The sequence below is a fragment of the Enterococcus sp. ARL09-542 genome, assembly GCF_005234805.1.
Taxonomy (GTDB): Bacteria; Bacillota; Bacilli; order Lactobacillales; family Enterococcaceae; genus Enterococcus_D; species Enterococcus_D gallinarum.
Window position 1 is genome coordinate 45,793 of record NZ_QPQX01000014.1, and the last position, 23,018, is coordinate 68,810.

Here is a 23,018-nt window from a genome sequence, read left to right on the forward strand (position 1 = left end):
AGAAGACAGATGAACAAACTGAATATTTTATTTGTATGTGGGGCAGGATTAGGCAGCAGTTTTGCAGCGCAGATGTCAGCAGAAGATGTTTTGACCAAGCTAGGAGTGACAGCCAAACTGGATCATTGTGATATTTCATCCGCAGTTTCCATGAAACCGGATGTTATCATCACGGCAGAAAATTTCCGAACCCAATTCGAGAAATTCTCCATTGATCCACAGACTGCCATGGTGTATTTGAAGAATATTGTTTCTAAAGCAGAGATCGAAGAGAAGCTAACACCGGTGTTACAAGCAAAGGGCGTTATTTAAGAAAGGAAAGAGGGGGAAAAGATGGGCGTTATCAATTTTATTATCGAGAATATTTTGACACAAGCCTCAATCACGATTGCATTGATTGCGATGTTAGGGCTGATTTTGCAAAAGAAGTCAACCGGACAAATCATTTCGGGGACATTGAAAACTCTTCTAGGCTTCCAAGTATTAAGTGCGGGTTCCAGCATTATTGTCGGTAGTTTGACTTATTTTGGTCAAATATTTACCGAAGGGTTTCAAATGCAAGGCATTATCCCTTCCATTGAAGCAATCAATGGGCAAGCAATGAATGAACTTGGTCTAGGCAGAGATATTGCATTAACTTTCTTAGCTATTTTTGTCTTTAATATTTTGCTGGCACGATTTACAAAATGGAAATACATTTTCTTGACGGGACAAGCCATTCTGTGGATGGCTACGATGACCACGGTATTTGGCTATTTCGCTGGCTTACGCGGGATTGTCCTGATTTTAGTTGGTGGCTTTGTCGGCGCAGTCTTCGCCGTGGCTATGCCAGCGATCGCACAACCGATCATCCGCAAAGTAACCGGATCTGATGATATCGCATTAGGACACTTCTGCACCATCGGCTATTTATTTGAAGCAGGCGTCGCTAAGCTTTTTGGGGAAAGAGGCGAAAACAAGAAATCGATTGAAGACATCAAACTACCTTCCCATTTTGAATTTCTCCAAGATACGTACTTATCTGTGATGGTCGTAATGGTTCCCCTTTATATTGTGACTGTTTTATTCGCAGGGGAATCCTTTGCTTCTGAACTATCTGGTGGGCAAAACTATATCATGTTTGCTTTCCTTCAAGCGATTCAATTTGTCGTAGGGGTCTATGTATTGTTGGCGGGCGTCCGTTTATTGTTAGGGGAGATTGTTCCGGCATTCCGAGGGATCGCGATGAAGCTGGTTCCTGATGCGATTCCAGCACTGGATTGTCCAGTGTTCTTCCCTTATAGTCCAAATGCTGTCATCTTAGGATTTATCACAACGACTATTGGAACGGTAATTGCGATGTTTACATTGCCAATGTTTGGACTAGCAATGATTTTGCCGGGGATGTTGACAAATTTCTTTGCCGGCGGGACAGCTGGTATTTTTGGAAATGCGGTTGGCGGTAGACGCGGTGCCATCATCGGCGGTATCGCTCACGGATTCTTCATCACCTTATTGCCAGCATTACTCGTAACGATCTTCAATTCAATGGGCTTTGTCAATGCAACTGCGACGGATGTCGACACTGTGGTTGCTGCACTCTTGTATGCCTGGATTTTAAGCCCAATCCTAAAAGCCTTTTAATCGGAAAGTAGGGAAACGTGATGTTTGGTTTTTTTAACAAGAAGAAGGAAGCAAAAGAAATAACTGAATTAGCACCTGAGACAGTGGAGCAGCTTCAAAGAGAGATCGATCAATTGAATCAAGAAATAGCCGTGAGCCAAGACTCACGAAAATTAGCAGCACTTTTAGAACAAGCTGGTCTTAACTATGCAGCTTTGAATGAATGCGATCAAGCGATCCAACTTTTAGAGCAGAGTTTAGCGAATCAAAAAAGTATTGGCGATGGGTATAAGAAATTGATGCATTTGTACAATAAGAAACGAGCCGAAGCAGCCCGAGCCGGTGATGATCAAGGGATCGATTATTATATGGGGAAAATGGATGAGATGCGGCAAATCGCGAAACAAGTCACGATTACCGGTAATAAATAATAAGATAAGGTGGATTTGATTATGTACACAACGTTAAAAGAAGTCACGAAAACAGCGGAAGAATTGAATTTTACGGTGGGGGCTTTTAATACCCACAATTTAGAGATGCTTCCTGCGATGCTGCGCGCGGCCAAAGAAATGGGAGCACCAATCATTATTCAGACGAGTGTCGATACTGCTAAATACATTGGGATGAATGTATTGGTCCATGTGATGAAAGCTATCGCGGAGGAGGAAATGGTCGATGCGGTCTTGCATTTGGATCATGCACGGGATTTTGATGATATCAAAGAAGCGATCGACAGCGGCTATACCTCTGTGATGTATGACGGTTCTCATTTACCCTTCAAAGAAAACATTTTGAAGACAAAAGCGGTGGTGGAATATGCCCATGCGCATGGCGTCTCGGTAGAAGGCGAGTTGGGAACGATTGGTGGGACAGAAGAAGGGATCCATGTGGCTGAAGATGACAAAGTTTATACAAAACCAGAAGATGCGTTGGTCTTTGTCAAAGAGACCGGAGTGGATGCATTAGCAATTGCTATTGGGACGAACCATGGACAATTCAAATCAAAAACGGAAGTCAATATTCCCTTGCTAAAAGAAATTGATGCACGAGTAGATGTTCCACTAGTGATCCATGGGGGAACCGGAGTCAAAGAAGAAGATTATCCGGCATTGATCAACAATGGCATCCGCAAATTCAATGTTGGGACCGAGCTGTTGGTACAGTGGACGAAAGCTGCTAAAACGACCTTTGGTGAAACAGAAATCAACAAGTCTTTAAGACACAATGTCATTCCGGCAAACGAAGCCATCAAAGAAACAGTGAAACATAAAATCGGCTTGTTCATGAATGTGGAAAGCCCAACGTCATTGAGAAAAGTAAAATGAAAAAGTATCTTATTCTTTTAGCTGGCAGCCCAGGAACTGGCAAGACATATCTCCTGCAGCTACTGAAGCAACGGTTGCCCGACATGTATACGATCACCATTGACGAAATCAAAGAATATTATGCGGATTCTGTGGGATTTGATGATTTATCTCAACGGGCCGAGCAAGAAAGAACGAAAGTCTATCCGTTCTTTTATCGCGCATTAGAGTTATATATGGAAGCGGGGAAAAAAGTCATTGTTTCGGAGTATCCATTTAGCGATAAGCAAAAAGGACGCTTGCGAGACCTTGCTGATACTTATGCTTATGAAGTAATCACGATTCGCTTAACGGCTGATTTCGAAGTGTTGTGGGAACGGCGTTACCAGCGAGATCGGGAGCCGGAACGGCATTTGAGCTATATCATGGATCACTATCATTATGGCGATAGTTTAGAAGACCGTTCATTAGGAACCAATCATATTACAAAGGAAGAATTCCGACGAATCATCAATGAACGAAAGTACGCTGAATTTGCTTTGGGAACGCTCTATGAATTTGATGTGACGGATTATCAGCAAGTAGATTATGGTCCATTGCTCGATCAGTTAGTGTACCAGATTCAACACGATGAGTAAGTAAAAATGATCGCTGAAATACTGCCACTGGCTTTTCATCGCTCAAATCACTCAATAATTATCTTCATGTGAAATGCTTATTGTTTTCTTACTACTAGTTTTTTGGTAGGGAGAAGGCAATAAGCTTTTTTCGAGATCTGTTAGGAATTGAAGGGTGAAACGCCCTATTGTCTTTAAAGCTTCTTAGAACCAAAAAAAAAGCCATATCCAATCGAATTGTTTTAGTTGTTTAAAAATATCTGAAATTAAGAAAAATTCTCATTGAAAATCACCACGGAATCAGCTAGTATTCTAGAGGCAGGTTTTTTAGATAGGAAAGGAGAAGGAAAAATGGAGTTATCAAAAGGTAGGATCATTTGGCTGTCCTTATTGCTTGGCACATTGAGCGCCTATGGCCCTTTACTAATGGATGCTTATTTACCGGCTTTTCCAGTCATTCAAGAAGAATTAGGAATCAGTGCTTCTCTCACACAAATGAGTTTGACCATGTGTCTGATTGGTTTAGCATTAGGTCCATTAGCAATCGGAACACTTAGTGACCGGATTGGGCGCAAGAAACCTCTTGCTATAGGGATAACCGTAGCGATTCTTTGCTGTTTACTTGTTCCCTTCGTGCGAAATATCTGGTTATTCCTAGCTTTGCGTCTCTTGCAAGGAATCGCCAGTTCCGCAGGGATCGTTTTGACCCGTGCGATTGCGAAAGATTTATTTACCGGCGAACGGCTGACGAAGTTTTTTGCGATGCTGATTGCAGTGAACGGTATTTTCCCGATCATTTCCCCACTGCTAGGCAGTGCGATTTTGGCAGTGGCTTCTTGGCAAACGATTTTTCTTTTTTTGGGTGGTTTAGGCATCCTGCTATTGCTTGGTATTCTCTTTGGCTATCAAGAAACATTACAGCCGCAAGAACACATCCATCAGATGGAATCTGGCTGGCGGGCAGTATTGTCTGATCGCATCTTTGTGTTACTGGTGCTTATCCAAGGATTTATTTATGGTGCATTGTTTAGTTATATTTCAGGATCCTCTTTCATGTTCCAAAATGTCTATGGGCTCAGTGATCAAATGTATAGCCTCTTGTACGGTATCAACGGGATCGGTATCATTGTGACTGCGGAGCTTTCGGGGATTTTATCGCGGCGATTGTCCCTAGTCCAGCAATTAGGCAGCGGATTGGTGATCGGTTTTATTGGCAGTGTACTGGTGATGCTGAGTGGCATCAGAAATTCTATTGCATTAGCGATCATTGGGCTATTTCTGGTCGTGGCGACATTAGGGATCGTCAATTCGGTGGTAACTACATTAGCGATGGATCGGCAAGGTGAACACGCTGGGGTCGCTTCCTCGATCTTAGGGATCGGCATGTACAGCATCGGGATCATCTGTACGCCGCTAGTAGGTATCATGGGCAGTCATACCTATCTTCCACTAGCGTTACTGATCTTTTTGTGCGAAATCGGTGCATTAGGCGTCTATCGAGTAATGAAACAAGAAGCGAGACCATGAGTGCGGATGGTCTCGCTTTTTGCTTCTTTTGCTTATTCCTAGTATAATGACTATGTTTTTGTAAGTTGGATCAAAGAAGTGATCCGGTCACTAAGAAATGGAGCGGAAAGCATGACAACAAATTTTTGGGCGGAGTTACCGAAGCCTTTTTTTATTTTAGCACCAATGGAAGATGTGACAGATGTAGTGTTCCGCCATGTTGTGCAGACAGCAGGGGCGCCAGATGTCTTCTTTACGGAATTTACCAATTCAGATAGTTACTGCCATCCAGATGGGATCGAGAGTGTTCGTGGTCGACTGACATTCACAGAAGACGAGCAACCGATCGTCGCCCATATTTGGGGAGACAAGCCGGAATTTTTCCGGCAAATGAGTATTGGAATGGCGGAAATGGGATTTAAAGGGATCGATATCAATATGGGTTGTCCTGTCCCAAATGTTGCCGGTCGCGGCAAAGGCAGCGGCTTGATCTTGCGTCCCGATGTGGCGGCTGAGTTGATTGAAGCGGCAAAAGCAGGTGGGTTGCCAGTCAGCGTCAAAACACGGATCGGCTACACAGAAATGGCTGAGATGGAAGCTTGGATCACTCACTTGTTGCAGCAAGACATTGCCAATCTTTCTGTTCATTTGCGGACCCGCAAAGAGATGAGTAAAGTCCCTGCCCATTGGGATCTGATCCCAGAAGTTCTAGCGATTCGTGATCGAGTGGCACCTCAAACATTGATCACTATCAATGGCGATATTCCAGATCGTCAAGCAGGACTAGCGTTAGCCCAACAGTATGGCGTAGACGGAATCATGATTGGACGGGGCATTTTCAAAAATCCCTATGCCTTTGAGAAAGAACCAAAAGAACACTCATCGGAGGAATTATTAGGGTTGCTGCAATTGCAGCTAGACCTGCAAGACCATTATGCTACGATGGTTCCCCGATCCATTGCCGGATTGCATCGCTTCTTTAAGATTTATGTCAAAGGATTTCCTGGGGCGAGCGATTTGCGCGCACAATTGATGACGACTAAGTCGACGGATGAAGTTCGCAGACTTCTAGCAGAGTTTCATGCTAATAAAGCTGCGGGAACATTGTCTGAAGAAGTATCTGATGCTGCTGAAGAGCACAAATAACTGAGCATTTCTCTCCAAGGAGAGAAATGCTTTTTTTTGTATGTAGAAGTAACCTTGACAATAGATAGGTACCTATGTAAAATAGAGAGCAGTCTGTTAAGTAGGTACCTATTTAATTGGTTTTAATGAACAAAAAAGGAGCAATACATATGTCTTACTCAGAGCAAAAGATCGTTGAACGGTTTTTTGAAGTGTATAAATTGAATCGTCGTTATTCTGAAAGAAAATATGGTCCCTTCATGCCTGGGCGGGGTCAGTTCAACTGTTTGTTAGTTTTGGACGAGCGCGGCACACTGAATCAGAAAGACTTAGCCGCCTATTTGGCGATCCGCTCAACATCAGCAGGGGAGCTCTTAAAAAAAATGGAGAAAAAAGGCTGGATCAAAAAAGAAACATCTCCGCAAGATAAACGAATCCAGTTGATCTCATTAACGAAAGAAGGAAAAGCTGAAGCTGCTGCGATGAAACAAAAACGCAGCAAAGCACACCAAGATATGCTGACCGATCTAACAGAAGAAGAAAAACAAGCCTTTGGTCGCGGGTTAGAAAAAATTGAAGCTTATTACCAACGCATGGAGGCGGAATCTATTGAACCAACCGAGTAATCTGACAAACCGTAAAAGAACCTTTATTTTTATTAATCTGATTCTTACTTGTATCGCACTAACGATGTTATCCACCGCATTGACCACCGCATTACCGGCCATCGTGGCCGACTTGCAAATTTCTGTGACCACTGGACAGTGGCTGACCAGCGGCTATTCCCTCGCCATGGCTATCGTCATGCCGTTGACCGCTTTTTTGATGAATCGGGTACCTACCAAAAAATTATATCTTTCCGCATTGGTAATCGCTCTTATTGGGATGGTTCTATGTGCGTTAGCACCGAATTTCCCCATTATGATGATGTCTCGTATCCTCCAAGCCATTGGTAATGGTATTTTGATCTCAATGGCTCAAGTGATTCTATTGACGATCTATCCAATGGATCGAATTGGTGCAATCATGGGTTGGTATGGGTTATCGATCACTGCCGCACCAGTGATCGCCCCTACATTAGCTGGAATGATCGTTGATAAATTGAACTGGCATGCCATTTTTTATATTGTCGGTGCCATTGTTTTTGTTTCGTTGATTTGGGCGTTGAATGTCTTTGAAGATGTCTTGGATGTAACGAAGAAAAAATTTGATCTGCTCTCCTTTTTACTCAGCGCTGTGACTTTTGGCGGCTTCACATTAGGATTCGGGAATCTAGGAACCTATGGCTTTGCCAGTCTCCCTGTCTTGGGTGCATTGCTCGTAGGTTTGATTGGCGGCATCTTATTTGCCCACCGCCAAATGAAAGCGGCAGTGCCCTTCTTGGATCTGCGGGTCCTCAAAACGAAAGAGTATGCGCTAAGTGTGTTTGGGAGTATTTTACTCTATCTTGTTTTAATGGGCTCTTCAATGCTGATGCCCTTGTATGTACAATCCATTCTTGGAAAATCTGCAACAATCTCAGGGTTGGTGGTATTTCCAGGTTCGTTAGTTTCTGCCTTTTTGAGTCCTATCGCTGGCCGTATCTATGACAAAGTCGGTATCCGCATCATAACGATCATTGGCGGCAGTTCGTTAGTTTTAAGTAATATCGGTATGTTTTTTATTCATATACACACAGGAATTTGGATGGCGGTCTGCCTGAATATTTTACGCTGTGCCGCCACGGGCTGTTTATTGATGCCATTTGTTACCTGGGGCAATAAAAATATCCCGCCAGAATTGACTGCTCATGGTACCGCATTACTGACATCGCTGCGGACGGTCGCCGGCGCCATCGGCACAGCTGTTTTTGTTGGGATCATGAATACGGTCGCCCGCAACAGTCATACATTGACTGGCTCCGCCGCTTTGCTCCACGGCATGAATGTTTCGTTTTTAGTCATGACCGTCGCTTCGGGACTGCTATTGTTCACGGGATTATTTTTGATCAAAGATAGTCGCACAGAAGTTCTGATAGAAGTAGAAAATTAATCAACTAGTCAAATCGCTTCGCTTTTTGCGAAGCGGTTTTTTTTTAATTTTGAATGTTTCTTTCATATGAAAAATCTCTTTTTGAAAAAAATAATCAAAATATTTAATAAAATATTGAAAAAAATAATCAGAAGGTCTATAATGAAGCTGTCACAAAGAGAAAGGCAGTGAATACTATTGAGAACGTTTTACTGGGGCGGTGCAACCGCAGCTAGTCAATATGAAGGTGGATATAAGGATGGGAAAGGGATAGATACACAAGATTGCCGTCCCTATCTTCCTCGAAGTAATAATGCAACAATCCAAACGCGATTGTTGACTCAAGAGGTGATCAATGAAGCAAAAGAATCAGAAACTACCCAATTTTATCCGTTTAGAAAAGGGACGAAAGGATACGAAAACTGGGAGGAAGATCTACAGCTGCTAAGCGAGTTAGGGATTGATTTATATCGTTTCTCGATTAGCTGGTCACGATTATTTCCACTGGGGAATGAAGAGCAACCAAATGAACAAGGTGTGGCATATTATGATTCGATTTTTCGGGAATTAAAGAAGAAAGGAATCAAAATTTTTTTGACAATGAATCATTATGCGGTGCCACTTTATTTGGTGGAAAGCATCGGTGGGTGGAAGAATCGTGAAATGATTGACCATTACCTCTCTTTTGCAGAGTTTGTTTTGTCTCGATGGGGAAATCAAGTGGATTTTTGGTTGCCATTTAATGAAATTAATGCCGGCTTTTTTAGTCCCTATAACGGTACAGGATTAATCAAACCAAGCAATGGTGACTATATCTATCAAGATGTATTTCAAGCACTACATTATCAATTTGTTGCAAATGCAAAAACGATTCAGCTGGCACGAAAAATGGATATTCCTGGAATCTTTGGTTCCATGGTGTCGTGTTTCTGCTATTATCCGTTGACACCAAAACCAGAAGATAATTTGAAATTAGTGAAAGAGGAACAGATTAATCAGTGGTTTTGCAGTGATGTGCTTATGCAAGGGGAATACCCCTATTATATGCATTCTTTTTTTGAGAAAAATTCTGTTGATCTAGATATAACCGCAGAAGATCGCCAGATTCTGAAGGAATATACTTGCGACTTTGTTTCTTTTTCTTATTATTCTTCCAGTGTGGTAACGACCGAGGAAGCAGAAAAAACTGCAGGGAATTTAGTAGTTACAACGAAAAATCCTTACTTAAAAGCAAGTGATTGGGGATGGCAAATTGATCCTATCGGTATGCGAACAACATTAAATAAAGTTTATGACCGCTATAGAAAACCAGTTATAATCGCTGAAAATGGCTTCGGTGCGAAAGATCAACTCGAGGCAGATGGCACAATTCATGATTCCTACAGAATTGATTATTTCAAAGAGCACTTTGCTGAAATAGTTAAAGCTAGAGATATCGATCAGGTCAACGTTATTGCGTATATTGCTTGGGGGATCATTGATATTGTATCCGCAGGCAGCTGTGAGATGGATAAACGCTATGGTGTCATTTATGTTGATGCTGATAATGAGGGGAATGGAGATTATCGTAGATACAAGAAAGATAGCTTTTATTGGTATCGTTCTTTTATTGAAAAGAATAAGAAGGGAGAGTAAATCAAATGAAAAAAGTTCTATTTATCTGTTCTGGTGGGATGTCTAGTGCAATTGTAGAAAAAGCGCTAGACAAAGAAGCCGAAAAAAAAGGAATTGCTCTAACAAGTTCTGCAGTAGGAAGTGGTGAGGCGGATTCAGTTATCCAAGAAAAAGATTGGGACATTATTTTTGTAGCCCCACAAGTAAAGCATCGCTTTAGCTTGTTTAAACAGTCCGCAGATGAAGCACATATTCCTATTGAATTGATCAAACCCACAGATTACAGTCCGTTAGGTGGCAAGAATCTCTTGAAAATTATTGAAAGTTTGAGTTGAGAAAAGGAGGATAAAAATGAATCATTTCTTTGAAATGCTAGAGGACAAGGTTGCGTTACCAATGTCGAAGATCTCTGAGCAACGACATCTTCGAGCGCTTCGTGATGGGGTTGTTTCGGCGATTCCGTTTATTATTGTTGGTAGTTTCTTTCTGATCATTGCTTTTCCACCTGTTCCAGAAAACTGGGCAATTCACCAATGGGCAACAGATCACATTACGGAAATTCTAATTCCCTATCGGATGACATTTTGGATTATGTCTCTGTATATTTGTTTTGGAATCGGATACAATTTAGCGAAAAGTTATCAGTTAGATCCTTTGACCGGAGCACAATTATCGGTGGCAGCTTTTCTATTAAGTATTATGCCGGTACAGTTCGATCAAGGATTGATGTTGCCAATGGAATCACTCGGATCAGTGGGGATTTTCCCGTGTATGGTTTTAGCCATTTTTGCGGTTGAAGTTTTACGATTTTGTAAAACCAAAAAGATTATGTTTAAAATGCCGGAACAAGTTCCTAGCTCTGTCGCACGCTCCTTTGAGGCCGTAATTCCAGCAGCAATTATTATCATAGTGATTGGAACGATTAATGTTGTCTTTAAAGTGAATATTGAACAAGTGATCCAAACTCTTTTTTCACCTTTAGTAAAAGCAGGAGACACTTTCTTAGGGGTCCTAGTTCCAGTTTTCTTGGTTACTTTTTTCTGGCTTTTTGGGATTCATGGTGACTCGATCGTTGGCTCAGTGGCACGTCCGATTTGGCTTCAATTTTTTACTGAGAATGCCGAAAAAGTTGCAAACCATCAAACCCCTACCCATATTGCTCCAGAAACATTCTTTCAATGGTTCATTTGGATTGGAGGATCTGGCGCGACAATTGGCTTGATTATTTGCGCGATTCTTTTTGGAAAAGCCAAGTATACCAAGTCCATTAGTCGAGCTTGTCTGATTCCAAGCATCTTCAATATCAATGAGCCAGTGATTTTTGGATTTCCAATCATGCTAAATCCGATATTCTTTGTTCCTTTTGTGTTAGCACCGATTTTGATGACAACGGTTACTTGGCTGGTATTTAAAGCTGGTTGGGTGCACTTGATGTTTGTGCAGCCACCATGGACTTTACCGGCACCAATCGGCGCGTATTTGGCTACCGGAGGAGATTGGCGAGCTATTCTATTGGTCATTGTTAACATATTGATCGCTACGGTCGTTTATTATCCCTTCTTCAAGATTTATGACAATAAACAATTAATGCAAGAAATGGAAGGCGAAGCATGAGAAAAACAAGAATGCAGTTCAAAGGTGCATTATTTTATTTAGGAACTGTTTTTAGCGTGAACATCCTGTTGATTGCAATCAATTCATATGTACAGTCTGAGACGTTTTTATTTATAGGGAATTTGGTTTCTATCAGTCTTATCTTTCCAGCGATTGCGTTATATGTTGACCGAAAAGAAAAATTTACCATAAAACGATATGCTTATTTTTCGATTGTAACCTTTGCAGCAATGTTCCTTATTTGCGAGTTGTTTATTTATCAGTTCTAACCATGAAAAAAATGATTTTAAATGAAGTAGGTGATATCATGGAAAATATCGAAGCAGTGATTTTTGAATTAATCGTTCATAGTGGCAATGCGCGAGGAATGCTTTTTGAAGCGTTGGATGCAGCAGAAGCAGACAATCATGAGCAATCGGTAATGTGTATGCAACAGGCAGAAGCAGAGATGACCATTGCTCATAATTTGCAGACGAAATTGATTCAAGATGATCTAAAAGGTCAAGGGCAGATCAGTCTTTTGTTGATTCATGCGCAAGACCAGTTAATGACAACAATGAGCGAGCAAGCATTGATTGAACGACTGATTAAAATGCAACAGCAATTGAATCAATTCAATCAGAACTAACATCCATTAAGCTGTGATAGAAACGATCCTCGACAAATGATACAGTGACTCGTAAACTGCTGAATAAAGCTGTTCATAAAGCAATGGTTTGATAAGGATTTAATGAATAAGCCAAAACCTATTGGGGAAATCCTCTCTTCTTAGCAAGCAGTACTAAAGGAGATAGAATGATCCATTATCTTCGAATACTGTTCGCATGCTAATAGTTGTTTTTTATCACTGATCAGCTACTCACTAGGTTGTCGGAACGTTTCTATTGCAGTTTTTTAGGAGGAAAAGAAATGAATTATGTACTAGGAATTGATGCTGGGGGGACAAAGACCCAATTTACTACCTATGACAAAAAGGGAAGAGCACTCTTTGATTTGCACCTGTCAGCTGGAAATATTGTGGTAGATACAAATCGTACATTAGCAGTTTTGAGACAAGGGATCCAGTCTGTTTTAGAACATCAATCAGGCGATTGCCTCGGCGTTTTAGCTGGAATTGCAGGTATAGAGACGAGTGGGTTACATCATCTTGTTCAACATGAGCTGCAGCAGTTTCAAAAAACCAAAGTGATTTCTGATGCTCACTTAGGGTTAATCAATAAACTTGAAGGATCGGATGGCGCTTTGATTATTTCTGGGACCGGATCAGTCGCCTATGGATCTGTTGACAGAAACTTCTATCGAGTAGGGGGCTGGGGACATTTAGTAGGGGATGAAGGAAGTGCCTATGCTCTAGCATTGAAATGCTATCGCCATATTGCACAAGAAATGGACCATGGTTCACCTTTGTCTAGATTCTCCCAAGACTTTCTATCTTTTTTAGATATGAACGATCCAGCTAAAGCAATTAGTGAACTTTATCAGATGAACAAGGCTGAGGTTGCACAAAAATCATTGTTTTTTTCGAAGGCGCATTTAAACGACCCCATCACTCATCAACTATTACAAGAAACTGCTGACGAATTGATCGAAATGATTCGTTTGTTACTAAACAGAATGAACCAAACCCAAGTGAAGTTAGCTTTAGCAGGTTCAGTGCTAGAAAAAAATCACTTTATTCGAGAATCGGTTGTTGCTCGTCTCCAAGATCAAATTACGGAAGTGGTTTTAAGTGATTCACCAAATACAAAAGGTGCCTTTTATTTTTATCGTAAACTTCTCAGTTCGACATGAATTTAATGTAAAATAGAAGTAACTAATTGCTGAAGCAACTATGCAGTAGAGGGGGACAGAAATGAGTGTAGTAACAACTATTGAAAGTATCAAAAATGAACTTTCGACTACGGATTTGAAGTTAGCAGATTATATTGTCGAAAATCTTGATGAAATACCTACTATGACATCTAATGTGTTAGCCGTTCATTCGAATACAAGTCCAGCAGCGGTCATTCGATTTTCTAAAAAATTGGGATTCAGTAAATTTTCTGACTTTAAGTTAGCCTTAACCAAAGATATTGAAAATCGAATCTATAATGAATATAGCGATATTCAAAATGATGATTCGTTTCAAACGGCTAAAAATAAGATTCTTAGAAACAATAAGATGATTATTGACGCAACGGATCCTATATTAGATGAACAAACCGTGCAACAAGTAGTAGACAAAATGTTTCATGCTAAACGAATCTATGTTTATGGTGTAGGAACTTCCGTTCTAGCAGCAGAGGATATTCGTCAAAAATGGACTCGGATTGGAAAAACAGTGATTTTTGATAAAGATCGGTATCTTCTGACACAACAAATGAAAAATGATGGCGCAGACAGTTTGTTTTGGGGAATCTCCCATTCAGGGAAAAACCGCGATGTTTTATCATTAGTAGAAATAGCGAAAAGCCTTGGTATGCCGACCTTAGGAATGTCTCAATTAGGGCAGAACCAGCTGACTAAAAAAGTAGATACACCTATTCATACAGCACGGACAGAAGATATCAAGAATGGTCATTACGGAAGTGGGGCCACTCATTCGATCATTTTGCAAATTGTTACGATTGATTTGCTTTTCTATTTTTATATGCGCCGCTTATCGGTAAAAGAAAAATAAGGTCGTCTGCTATGAAGTTAGTAACCAATAGAGTATAAGCAACAAATGATTAAACGTTGTTTCTCAAAAATCCCACCGATTTTTCAAATTTTGAAAGCTATCGGTTGGGACTTTTTTTGTTTTTTTCATGAAATACTAGGAAAAAACTTTATTTTCGTTATAATAAGATAACATATATTTGAGGAGGGAAGTTTTTTTCTTGGACTATTGGTACGTTGACAAGGTAAAAAGCGACTAGGAAAATGAAAAATAAAGGAACCGTGTTGGGAATCACAGCGTATGTGCTGTGGGGGCTGATCACCCTCTATTGGAAACTGATCACTGGTGTCTCGCCATTGGCGATCATGTGCTACCGTATTATTTTGTCATTTGTCTTTATGCTTGGCTTTATCGGACTTAGCGGCAGATGGCAACAGTTTGTCTCTGAATTGAAGCGGATCTGGCAAAATAAAAAGTTTGCAGGAATGATTATTTTGGCGGCGATCTTGATTTCAATCAATTGGTTTACTTTTATATTTACTGTCAGTGCCGGCCATGTTATGGAAGCTAGCTTAGGTTATTACATCAATCCATTGGTCAATGTTTTGTTGGCAACTGTTTTTTTGAAAGAACGGTTGAGTCGGTCGGGGATGATTGCTTGTGGTTTGGCAGCTGTCGGAGTGATCATGCTTTCGGTGCAAACTGGTGCGATCCCTTATGCTTCACTGATCATGGCTTTTTCATTCAGCACGTATGGTCTCATCAAAAAACACATACCAATCAGTTCTGCAACGGGATTAACAGTTGAAACCTTTGTTATTTTGCCGGCGGCATTGATTTATATTTTAGGTTTTTCTTCTGTTGGATTGATGGCTTATCCATTATCTACCAATCTTTTACTTATTGGTGCCGGCGTCGTGACTGCCATCCCATTGCTGCTGTTTGCGGAAGCAACGAAAAGCGTTTCTTACATCACATTAGGCTTTATCCAGTATGTAAATCCGACGATCATGCTATTACTAGCTGTTTTCTTGTTTCACGAATCTTATTCTTTGGCGCAGTTCACCGCGTTTGGATTTGTTTGGTTAGGTATCGCAGTATTCACGTATGGCACTTTAGGTGCAGTATGGAAACGCCGGCGAGACCTAAGCAACAACTGACAACAACTCCGTTAAGACCATTTTTGGAAATGAATTGTCTTAACGGAGTTGTTGTGAGTGAACAAGATTCTGAAAAATAAAACAACTATCTAGCTTGTCCATTAGAACCGCTAATTTTTTTGGAGAAAGAATCTTGCGTGAAAAGGGTTGCAATCTCAAAAAGGATGTGCTATTATTTTTTCAGTTACATCGGATTGTTACTGTTCGGCAGGCAAAACCAGAATTGACCGCAGATTTATGGGGAAATTCTAGGTTTTTTTATTTTGGAATGAGGGAAAACGATGGTTATTGGAAAAATATTGAATAATAATGTCGTGGTCTCCACCAATGATGCCGGCGAAGAAGTCATCTATATGGGACGCGGCATCGCATTTAAGAAAAAAATCGGCGATGTGATCGACGACGCATTTGTGGAGAAAGAATTTGTTTTGAAGGACTCTTTCACCGCAAATCAATTTCAACAATTATTTGCGGATATTCCTGCAGAAGAGGTCGAAGCAGTCAAGCAAGTGGTCGACGAAGCAGAGCAAGTGTTGGGAGTCGAACTTTCACCGAATATTTACTTAACGCTGACGGATCATATTCACTATGCTTTGATGCGGGCTCGAGAAGGAATCGAAATACCGAATCCACTATTGTTTGAGACTCGAAAATTTTATCCTAAGGAGTACGCTATCGCTGCTAAAGCGGTCGAACGCTTTGAAAAGAACTTTGGTGTTTCGCTTCCCGAAGCGGAGAAAGGATTTATCGCCTTTCACATTGTCAATAGTGAGCAAGCCAATGGAACAATGGAGACGACGATGCAAGCCGTTGAGATCGTTCGTGATGTGTTAGCGATCATCAGTCGTTTCTATGGCAAAGTCTTTAATCCTGATTCCTTGAATTATCAACGGATCACGACTCATCTTCACTATTTCGCTCAACGGTATTTAAGTGATGACCTTTCAGGCGAGAAGGACGAATTCCTGTTTGAACTGATTCAGGCAAAATACCCGAAAGCCTTTCAGACAGTCCAGCGGATCAACGAATATCTGATCAAAACGTATGGCAAGCCAATCGGCGAGTCAGAAATGATCTACTTGACGATCCATATTGAACGCGTTGTCAACGAACCAAATTAACATTCAATCATTAACGGATTGTTACTGTACAGCAGGCAAGACCCAGATTGAAAAGACAGCAGTTAGCAAGTTTGCGCTTGTTAACCGCGTTTTTTCAATCTGGGTTTTTTATTTTATTAAAAAAGGAGTGTTTGGAAATGAGTACAAACAAAGAAATAGCAGTCCGCGTCCTGGATGCGGTCGGCGGCAAAGAAAATGTCAACAGTGTGGTCCATTGTGCGACGCGCTTGCGTTTCAAACTAAAAGATGAAGAAAAAGCGGATACAAATCGGTTGAATCAAGACGATGACGTGATCCAAGTCGTACAAAGTGGCGGACAATATCAAGTCGTCATCGGCAGCCATGTCAGTGATGTCTATCGCGAACTAACAGGGGTCGCCAATTTTGATGGCGAATCAGAAAAATCTGCTGAAAAAGGAAATCCGCTGAATCAATTGATCGATATCATCTCATCGATCTTTACCCCATTTTTAGGCGCAATGGCTGGGGCCGGGGTTCTCAAAGGATTTCTGACATTAGCAGTGACGATGAATTGGCTGGCGGCCGATTCTGGCGTCTACACGGTTTGGTATGCCATTGCTGATGGGCTCTTTACTTACTTACCTGTGATGTTGGCGTTTACAGCAGCGAAAAAATTTAAAACCAATGAATTTCTAGCTGTTTCTTTGGCCATGGCACTTGTTCACCCAAGTATCACAGAATTAGCAGGACAAACATTGAGTTTTGTAGGTATTCCAGTAATCATTGGGGCCAGCGCCTATACCTCCTCGGTCATTCCGATCATTTTGGCCGTCTTTTTACAAAGCTATGTGGAACGTTTCTTTAAAAAGGTGATTCCTAGTTTCCTACAGATCATCTGTGTGCCATTAGCTGTCTTCTTGATCATGGCACCAGTGACATTTATCGTTGTGGGTCCATTGGGAACGATCGTTGGGAACTTGTTAGGCAGCGGCTATGATGCAATCTATAATCTCAGCCCAATTCTTGCTGGAGCAATCATGGGGGGATTATGGCAAGTATTTGTGATGTTTGGAATGCATTGGGGCTTTGTACCGATTGCGATGGTGAACTTGACACAATTTGGTTTTGATACAATGGTGCCGATGCTATTGCCAGCTGTATTGGCACAAGGTGGAGCAGCACTAGCCGTCTTCTTTATCACCAAAAACGTCAAGCTGAAAGGATTGGCTCTTTCATCAACGATCACGTCATTGTTTGGTATCACGGAACCAACTGTATATGGAGTAACGTTGCCATTGAAAAAACCGTTTATTGCTGCATGTATTAGTGGTGCGATCGGTGGTGCAATCGTCGGTTTCAGTCAAGTTAAGAACTATACTTTTGGTTTAGTCAGTCTCTTGAGCTTACCATCCTTTATCCCTCAAGACACACAAGATATGAGTGGTTTGATTGCCGCTGCGATTGGAACGGCCGTTGCTTTTGGCGCAGCTTTTGTCTTAACTTTTGTTTTGCGCTTTGAAGATCAACCGAATCCCGCAGATACAGATACAGAAAAATCAAAAGTACCTGCACCATCCACTACCAATGAGCGGGTCGTATTAAGCAGTCCATTGGCTGGTAGAGTTGTTCCACTGAATGAAGTGAAAGACCAAGTCTTTTCATCTGGAGCAATGGGCAAAGGGATTGCCATCGATCCAGCAAACGGTACATTAGTCGCGCCTGCTGACGGGACGATTACTACGCTATTTCCAACAGGACATGCGATTGGTTTGACAACGACAGATGGGGTAGAGATCTTGATGCATATTGGAATGGATACTGTTGAGCTTGAGGGCAAAGGATTTGAGATTTTTGTCAAACAAGAGGATCAAGTGAAAAAAGGTGATCTATTAGTCAAATTTGATCTTTCCCTAATCAAAGAAGCCGGGTATTCAACCGTTACGCCAATTGTTGTTACGAATACGCCGAACTATTTAGATGTGTTGGATATGAATCAAGAAGACGTCTTGCAAGGGGAAGATTTCTTAGCGATCGTCAAATAAACCTGGTGCGTCTTAATCAGTGAATTGTAATAGAAATAGCTATCCAACGGAAGGAACATCGCAGTCGCGAGTCCCTATGTTTGGATAGCTTTTTTAATTATTCTTCTGAAGTTTTTGATGAAGTGTGCGGGTTGATGGATTCTTCGACTAAAAGTCCATCTTGCATGCGATAGACCCGATCGCTCCATTGGGTCATTCTTGGATCATGGGTTACCATGATGATCGCCTTTTGTTTTTCATGCGCTTCTTTAGCCAATAATTTGACAACATCAAAAGCGTGTTCCGAATCTAAGCTGGCCGTCGGTTCGTCTGCCAAAATCAGTGAAGGATCATTGAACAATGCGCGTGCGATTGCTACTCGTTGACGTTCGCCTCCTGAGAGTTCTTTAGGGAATTTATTTCTGAGCTCCCAAATATCGAGGGAACGTAAAAGAGACGCTGCTTCTTTTTGGTTGTCTTTGTTCAGCTTGTTTACAAACTCAAACTGTTCACTGACTTTCAAAAAAGGAACGAGGTTTGAACTTTGCAGAATAAAGCCGATTTCTTTGAAACGGGCAGCAGATCGTTTTTTGTCAGGTAAATCAGTAAAGTCTTGCTGACCAATGATGATTTTACCTTCTGAGGGGCGTTGTAGTCCGCCGGCAATCGTTAAGAACGTACTTTTGCCAGATCCAGAAGGTCCAATGATGCTGACGAATTCACCGGCTGTCACTGAAAAATCGATTCCTTTTAGAGCAGTAACTGCGGTATGGCCAGAACCAAATGTTTTTGTAATGTGTTCCATAGATAAGACTGTTTGTGCCATCTTATTCGCCTCCAATCGCTGTAATCGGGTCGACTTTTGTGACTGTTCGAATGGAGAATAAACCACCGATGATCGAGACAAAAATCAGAACCATGCCATAAAGACACCACTGCAGTAAATTGACTGTAAACGGCATCGCAGCTGGCAATACTAGACTAGTCAAATAGCTGAGAACAAAAGCAATCAAAACGCCAGCAATACTTACGATCAATGACTGTCCCACGATGGAACGAACGAGATAGCCGGTAGAAACTCCCTGTGCTTTCAATACACCAAAGAGAGCTGTTTTTTGCAATGTCATCACATAGAGGAAAATCCCGACAATTGCTGCTACCACTACAAATAGAAAGTAAACCATTGCATTCAACGTCAATTTTTCGGCAGAATAACCAGGCAAGTTCTCAACAAAATCATCAAAAGTCAATGCCGTTAGTTTTGTTTGATCCTTTGATTGGATGAGTTTGACGTCAGATTTCGGCTCTTTAGTAGCGATCAATGAAATAGGGCCGTTGCTTTGATCAAACTCTTGATTACCATATTTAAGCTGAGCATAGGCATCTAGGTTGAGATAAAGCACGGGGACCACGCTGTAAGTCGTTGCTTTCGTGACGCCCACGATCGTAAAGACTTGATCGTCGCCGCCTAATTGAATGTGATCCCCTAAGGCAAACCCCTCTGGCAGAAGGTTTTCTGAAACGATCACTTCATTTGCAGAGCGATAGTTTCGGCCGTCGATCACTTTTGGGACAACGAATTGATCGGCCTCAGCACCAAAGACGGAGATATTGGTCTTTTCGGTTTTTCCTTTATGGGAGATTGCAGAAGAAGCCAGACCAACTGCGGCTTTTTCTTTTGCTTCCACGCGGGATAAATCCCCGCGAGTCAGAATGGAAGCACTAGCGACCTTATTACTATCTTCGGATAGTACGATCGTCTGAGCGCCCCAGTCGGCGACTGCTTTCTTGTGACCATCTGACAGACCATTGGCCAATCCAGAAAGCATAAATACGACATAGGCAACTAATACCATGATGCCAATGATCAAGCTATACCGTAATTTGGCATAGCGGATTTCTTTCCAAGCTAAATACATAATGATTTCCCCTTTCGAAATCCATCATACCTCAACGGTGACATTTTGTCACCGAATTAATTTCGGCCATCTATGCTATAATAAAGCAACGAATTCAAAGAAAGGACTGCGGCTTATGCCTAAGGCGACTTTTAATAATCTTCCTCCTGAGAAAAAAATAGTTGTGCGAAACGTTTTGCTGAAGATTTTTTCTGACAAACCGATTAGCCAGGTGAAAGTCAGTGAGATCGTTGAAGCACTGCAGATGTCTCGGGGAATTTTTTATAAGTATTTTGAAGATTTGAATGATGCTTATGATTACTTGATCCATGACTCAGCAAACAAAGTTCATGGCCGTATCCTAAGAAAAATTGGGAAACATCAGCAGGATTTTTTCAAAGGATTGGAGCTTTTTTTAGTTGAAGCGTTAGAATATGGCAAAGATAGTGAGGAATACAAAGAATTGCAGCTATTGATCCAGAATAGTTATTTGTTTTCATATCGCAGTGAGGATCCTCATGGCGCGGCAGCTTGGAAAAAAGTATTAACAGCAAATAAATTTCGGATCGAAAGTCAAAAAGAGGCCGATAGTTTTCTCTATTTCTCGATGAAACTGGTCATTGACAGCTTAACAGATGCTTACGCCAATCAATGGACAAGCAATGAACTGTTGACGGATTTTGCATTTAAAGTCAAATGGTTAAAGCAAGGCATTCAATAAAACAGCCCTTCAGAATGATGGTTTTCTGAAGGGCTGTTTTATTGAAATGACTAACATGCTATCTGTCAAGGCAACTTTAGAGGAGATAGCTTAGGTCAGTATCTGTAGTTAGAAAGAAGACATTGAATCACAACTTAAAGAAATAGACTTTGGCAATTGCGGTTCCACACAGAAGGTTCTCCATACGTAGATCCTTAGAATCTTCAGGAATGACTGAGATTTTCAGCAAGAACTTCTAAAGCAGAGCGGTCACGGATCACATACTTGCTTTTTTGCTTTTCTAAAATGCGGTTCTCACGGAAATTTGTGATCGTTCGTAAGAGATGACGATAGCTAACATTCAAGACAGCAGCACAAGTCGTCAACTGATGCGTAAACACCCCTTTTTCTTCATGAAGCAAAATGAATTTTGCTAAACGAGTTTCTACTGGCTCAGTGAGGGAATTGGCTAAGTTGATCCCTGAATTGAGCCGTGAGCTGAGGAGTTGGCAAATGTTCTGCAAAAACCGAACATCCTGTTGTAAAACAGAACGATAGCGATTCAAAGAAATGCACACGCAGATACAAGGTGTCACGGCCTTTACACTGCTTTTTGGCAATAATTCCCATAAAGAGGACGCTTCGCCTAAAAGAGTGGCGGGTTTGGCATAATCGATAAAGATATTTTGGGTATCAGAAGGGTACGAGTAGACCATCACGGTTCCTTCCACAAGGAAGTAGAGATAATCGGATACGGTCCCTGTCTGGATCAAGTGCTCATCTTTGTCGAAAGAGTGTAATACCGCCATGTCAGATAACGCCGCATCTAAATAATTTTGCAAAGAAAAGGTGTCGATATAAGCAGACAACTGTTGCGCATCATGGATCTTTTTCATGGAGAAGGACCACTCCTTGGAGGTTTTTCTTTATTATAGCCTAGAATCAACAACGCCTCAACACGAACGATAATTAATATTATATGTAAAATGTATGTAAAAATAAGGTAAAATAGGACATGTGTCACTTCTTAATCTGAAGTTATTTGGTATGATTTACACGTAGTAGAAAACATTCACAGGAGGAATAAAAATGCGTTTCAAACAGGTTGCTAAAGGGATCATGGGAGTTATGTTGGCTGTTGCTTTAACTGGCTGTGCCAGTGGCAATTCAAAACAAGAGGATGCAGCAAAAGAAAAATTAGTGGTGCAGTTCGTACCGACCAACAACGATGGGACGATGGAAGCAAAAGCAAAACCTTTCGCTGAATATTTATCAAAGAAGCTAGATCGTCAGGTGGATGTGACCTTGGCTACGGATTACTCAACGATCGTTGAAGCAATGGCTTCTGGTCAAGTAGATATCGGGATCATGCCGCCAGCTGCCTATGTCCAAGCAAAAGATATGGACGCTGCTGAAGCCATTTTGACTTCGCAATTAGGGGATTATGATCAAGAAACGGGGTTGCCGTTAGAAGGTCAATTGACAAACACTTTCAAAGGGGAGATCTTAGTTCGTGCAGACAGCGGATTGAATGAATTGACTGATTTGAAAGGCAAGAAGATCGCTACTTTAAGTCCTAACTCAGCTAGTGGGTACATCTATCCAGTTGCTGAAATGAAAGATGCCGGAGTAGATCCTACCACCGAAGCGACTTTGACAACAGTCAATGATATTCCAAGTGAGATCACAGCAGTCTTGAATGGTCAAATGGATGCTGCGTTTGTTTTCGAAGGTGCGCGAAATGTCTTTGCTTCTAGCTTTGCAGACAATGATTTGTTTAAAGAGCTCAAAGTACTTTATCTGACCGAAGGGGATATTCCTAACGATGCTATTGCGGTCCAACCAAAAATGGACGATGCCTTGAAAAAAGAAATCAAAGATGTTTTCTTGAACATGAAAGATGACGAAGAAGGCGCAGAAGCGATGTCATTGTGGGGACATCAAGGATATGAAGAAGCAGCTGATTCTGCTTATGATACGATCCGTGAATATACCGAAAAAGCAGCCGAGTAAAACAATGGGCTGCGACAAGGAATAACAGAAAAATGATTGGACGAAGGGTGCAGATCTTTTTGCGAGGGCGGCTGATATAGTGAAAACGAGAGCGATCCCACCAAAGTATCCCTT

24 protein-coding genes are annotated in these 23,018 nt (G+C 41.4%); 21 read left to right on the forward strand and 3 right to left on the reverse strand.

Annotation, left to right across the window (positions count from 1 at the left end):
• Positions 1-9: 9 nt before the first annotated feature.
• The 19 genes from DVW06_RS13515 to DVW06_RS13605 all read left to right on the forward strand — a co-directional run bounded on the left by DVW06_RS13515 (position 10) and on the right by DVW06_RS13605 (position 18,314).
• Entirely contained in the window at positions 10-312 is a 303-nt protein-coding gene (locus tag DVW06_RS13515) for a PTS sugar transporter subunit IIB (RefSeq protein WP_081131130.1), read from the forward strand.
• A 21-nt stretch (positions 313-333) separates the two neighbouring features.
• Entirely contained in the window at positions 334-1,623 is a 1,290-nt protein-coding gene (locus DVW06_RS13520; protein WP_103300480.1) for a PTS sugar transporter subunit IIC, read from the forward strand.
• A 20-nt stretch (positions 1,624-1,643) separates the two neighbouring features.
• A complete protein-coding gene (locus tag DVW06_RS13525) occupies positions 1,644-2,033 on the forward strand; it encodes a hypothetical protein (protein ID WP_081131128.1) in 390 nt (129 codons plus the stop codon).
• 21 nt (positions 2,034-2,054) lie between these two features.
• Positions 2,055-2,927, forward strand: a complete 873-nt coding sequence (locus DVW06_RS13530; RefSeq protein WP_081131127.1) for a class II fructose-bisphosphate aldolase — start codon at positions 2,055-2,057, stop codon at positions 2,925-2,927.
• Positions 2,924-3,544 carry an AAA family ATPase gene (locus DVW06_RS13535; protein ID WP_113849045.1) on the forward strand — a complete coding sequence of 207 codons (621 nt, stop codon included), beginning with the start codon at positions 2,924-2,926 and terminating at the stop codon, positions 3,542-3,544. Before DVW06_RS13530 ends, DVW06_RS13535 begins: the two co-directional genes overlap by 4 nt.
• Before the next feature lie 330 nt (positions 3,545-3,874).
• The gene (locus tag DVW06_RS13540; RefSeq protein ID WP_113849046.1) at positions 3,875-5,050 is read left to right on the forward strand and encodes a multidrug effflux MFS transporter; all 1,176 of its coding nucleotides are present in this window, start codon (positions 3,875-3,877) and stop codon (positions 5,048-5,050) included.
• 111 nt (positions 5,051-5,161) lie between these two features.
• The gene (locus tag DVW06_RS13545) at positions 5,162-6,175 is read left to right on the forward strand and encodes a tRNA dihydrouridine synthase (RefSeq protein ID WP_005469887.1); all 1,014 of its coding nucleotides are present in this window, start codon (positions 5,162-5,164) and stop codon (positions 6,173-6,175) included.
• A 149-nt stretch (positions 6,176-6,324) separates the two neighbouring features.
• Positions 6,325-6,780: a MarR family winged helix-turn-helix transcriptional regulator gene (locus DVW06_RS13550; RefSeq protein ID WP_029486225.1), complete on the forward strand. Its 456-nt coding sequence runs from the start codon at positions 6,325-6,327 to the stop codon at positions 6,778-6,780.
• Positions 6,764-8,185 (forward strand): MDR family MFS transporter, encoded by a 1,422-nt coding sequence (locus tag DVW06_RS13555; protein WP_174784184.1) that lies wholly within the window; start codon positions 6,764-6,766, stop codon positions 8,183-8,185. The genes DVW06_RS13550 and DVW06_RS13555 overlap by 17 nt, the downstream gene beginning before the upstream one ends.
• Positions 8,186-8,362: 177 nt before the next feature.
• Positions 8,363-9,799: a glycoside hydrolase family 1 protein gene (locus DVW06_RS13560; RefSeq protein ID WP_003129286.1), complete on the forward strand. Its 1,437-nt coding sequence runs from the start codon at positions 8,363-8,365 to the stop codon at positions 9,797-9,799.
• A 5-nt stretch (positions 9,800-9,804) separates the two neighbouring features.
• Positions 9,805-10,113 (forward strand): PTS sugar transporter subunit IIB, encoded by a 309-nt coding sequence (locus DVW06_RS13565; protein ID WP_003129287.1) that lies wholly within the window; start codon positions 9,805-9,807, stop codon positions 10,111-10,113.
• Positions 10,114-10,129: 16 nt separating this feature from the next.
• Positions 10,130-11,392 carry a PTS sugar transporter subunit IIC gene (locus DVW06_RS13570; protein ID WP_003129288.1) on the forward strand — a complete coding sequence of 421 codons (1,263 nt, stop codon included), beginning with the start codon at positions 10,130-10,132 and terminating at the stop codon, positions 11,390-11,392.
• Complete coding sequence (locus tag DVW06_RS13575; RefSeq protein ID WP_005469895.1) at positions 11,389-11,661, forward strand: hypothetical protein; 273 nt, start codon at positions 11,389-11,391, stop codon at positions 11,659-11,661. The genes DVW06_RS13570 and DVW06_RS13575 overlap by 4 nt, the downstream gene beginning before the upstream one ends.
• A gap of 2 nt (positions 11,662-11,663) precedes the next feature.
• Positions 11,664-12,020: a PTS lactose/cellobiose transporter subunit IIA gene (locus DVW06_RS13580; protein WP_021150693.1), complete on the forward strand. Its 357-nt coding sequence runs from the start codon at positions 11,664-11,666 to the stop codon at positions 12,018-12,020.
• A gap of 281 nt (positions 12,021-12,301) precedes the next feature.
• Positions 12,302-13,183 carry an N-acetylglucosamine kinase gene (locus DVW06_RS13585; RefSeq protein WP_086268940.1) on the forward strand — a complete coding sequence of 294 codons (882 nt, stop codon included), beginning with the start codon at positions 12,302-12,304 and terminating at the stop codon, positions 13,181-13,183.
• Positions 13,184-13,244: 61 nt separating this feature from the next.
• Positions 13,245-14,051: a MurR/RpiR family transcriptional regulator gene (locus DVW06_RS13590; RefSeq protein ID WP_003129292.1), complete on the forward strand. Its 807-nt coding sequence runs from the start codon at positions 13,245-13,247 to the stop codon at positions 14,049-14,051.
• A gap of 242 nt (positions 14,052-14,293) precedes the next feature.
• Positions 14,294-15,190, forward strand: a complete 897-nt coding sequence (rarD, locus tag DVW06_RS13595; RefSeq protein ID WP_137264759.1) for an EamA family transporter RarD — start codon at positions 14,294-14,296, stop codon at positions 15,188-15,190.
• Between the two features lie 281 nt (positions 15,191-15,471).
• On the forward strand, positions 15,472-16,311 hold the full coding sequence (gene licT / locus DVW06_RS13600) for a BglG family transcription antiterminator LicT (protein WP_003129295.1): 840 nt from the start codon (positions 15,472-15,474) through the stop codon (positions 16,309-16,311).
• A 137-nt stretch (positions 16,312-16,448) separates the two neighbouring features.
• Positions 16,449-18,314 carry a beta-glucoside-specific PTS transporter subunit IIABC gene (locus DVW06_RS13605; protein WP_134874669.1) on the forward strand — a complete coding sequence of 622 codons (1,866 nt, stop codon included), beginning with the start codon at positions 16,449-16,451 and terminating at the stop codon, positions 18,312-18,314.
• A 97-nt stretch (positions 18,315-18,411) separates the two neighbouring features.
• On the opposite strand, the gene DVW06_RS13610 is transcribed toward DVW06_RS13605, so the two are convergent.
• Positions 18,412-19,119 (reverse strand): ABC transporter ATP-binding protein, encoded by a 708-nt coding sequence (locus tag DVW06_RS13610; RefSeq protein WP_003129297.1) that lies wholly within the window; start codon positions 19,117-19,119, stop codon positions 18,412-18,414.
• Between the two features lies 1 nt (position 19,120).
• On the reverse strand, positions 19,121-20,212 hold the full coding sequence (locus DVW06_RS13615; RefSeq protein WP_086268942.1) for an ABC transporter permease: 1,092 nt from the start codon (positions 20,210-20,212) through the stop codon (positions 19,121-19,123).
• Between the two features lie 115 nt (positions 20,213-20,327).
• Between DVW06_RS13615 and DVW06_RS13620 the strand changes: the two genes are divergently transcribed.
• Positions 20,328-20,912: a TetR/AcrR family transcriptional regulator gene (locus DVW06_RS13620; RefSeq protein ID WP_005469905.1), complete on the forward strand. Its 585-nt coding sequence runs from the start codon at positions 20,328-20,330 to the stop codon at positions 20,910-20,912.
• A gap of 203 nt (positions 20,913-21,115) precedes the next feature.
• Here the strand turns inward: DVW06_RS13620 and DVW06_RS13625 are convergent, their stop codons facing one another.
• Positions 21,116-21,787, reverse strand: a complete 672-nt coding sequence (locus DVW06_RS13625; protein ID WP_003129300.1) for a cyclic nucleotide-binding domain-containing protein — start codon at positions 21,785-21,787, stop codon at positions 21,116-21,118.
• A gap of 193 nt (positions 21,788-21,980) precedes the next feature.
• Between DVW06_RS13625 and DVW06_RS13630 the strand changes: the two genes are divergently transcribed.
• Positions 21,981-22,904 carry a phosphate/phosphite/phosphonate ABC transporter substrate-binding protein gene (locus tag DVW06_RS13630; protein WP_003129302.1) on the forward strand — a complete coding sequence of 308 codons (924 nt, stop codon included), beginning with the start codon at positions 21,981-21,983 and terminating at the stop codon, positions 22,902-22,904.
• Positions 22,905-23,018: the final 114 nt, after the last annotated feature.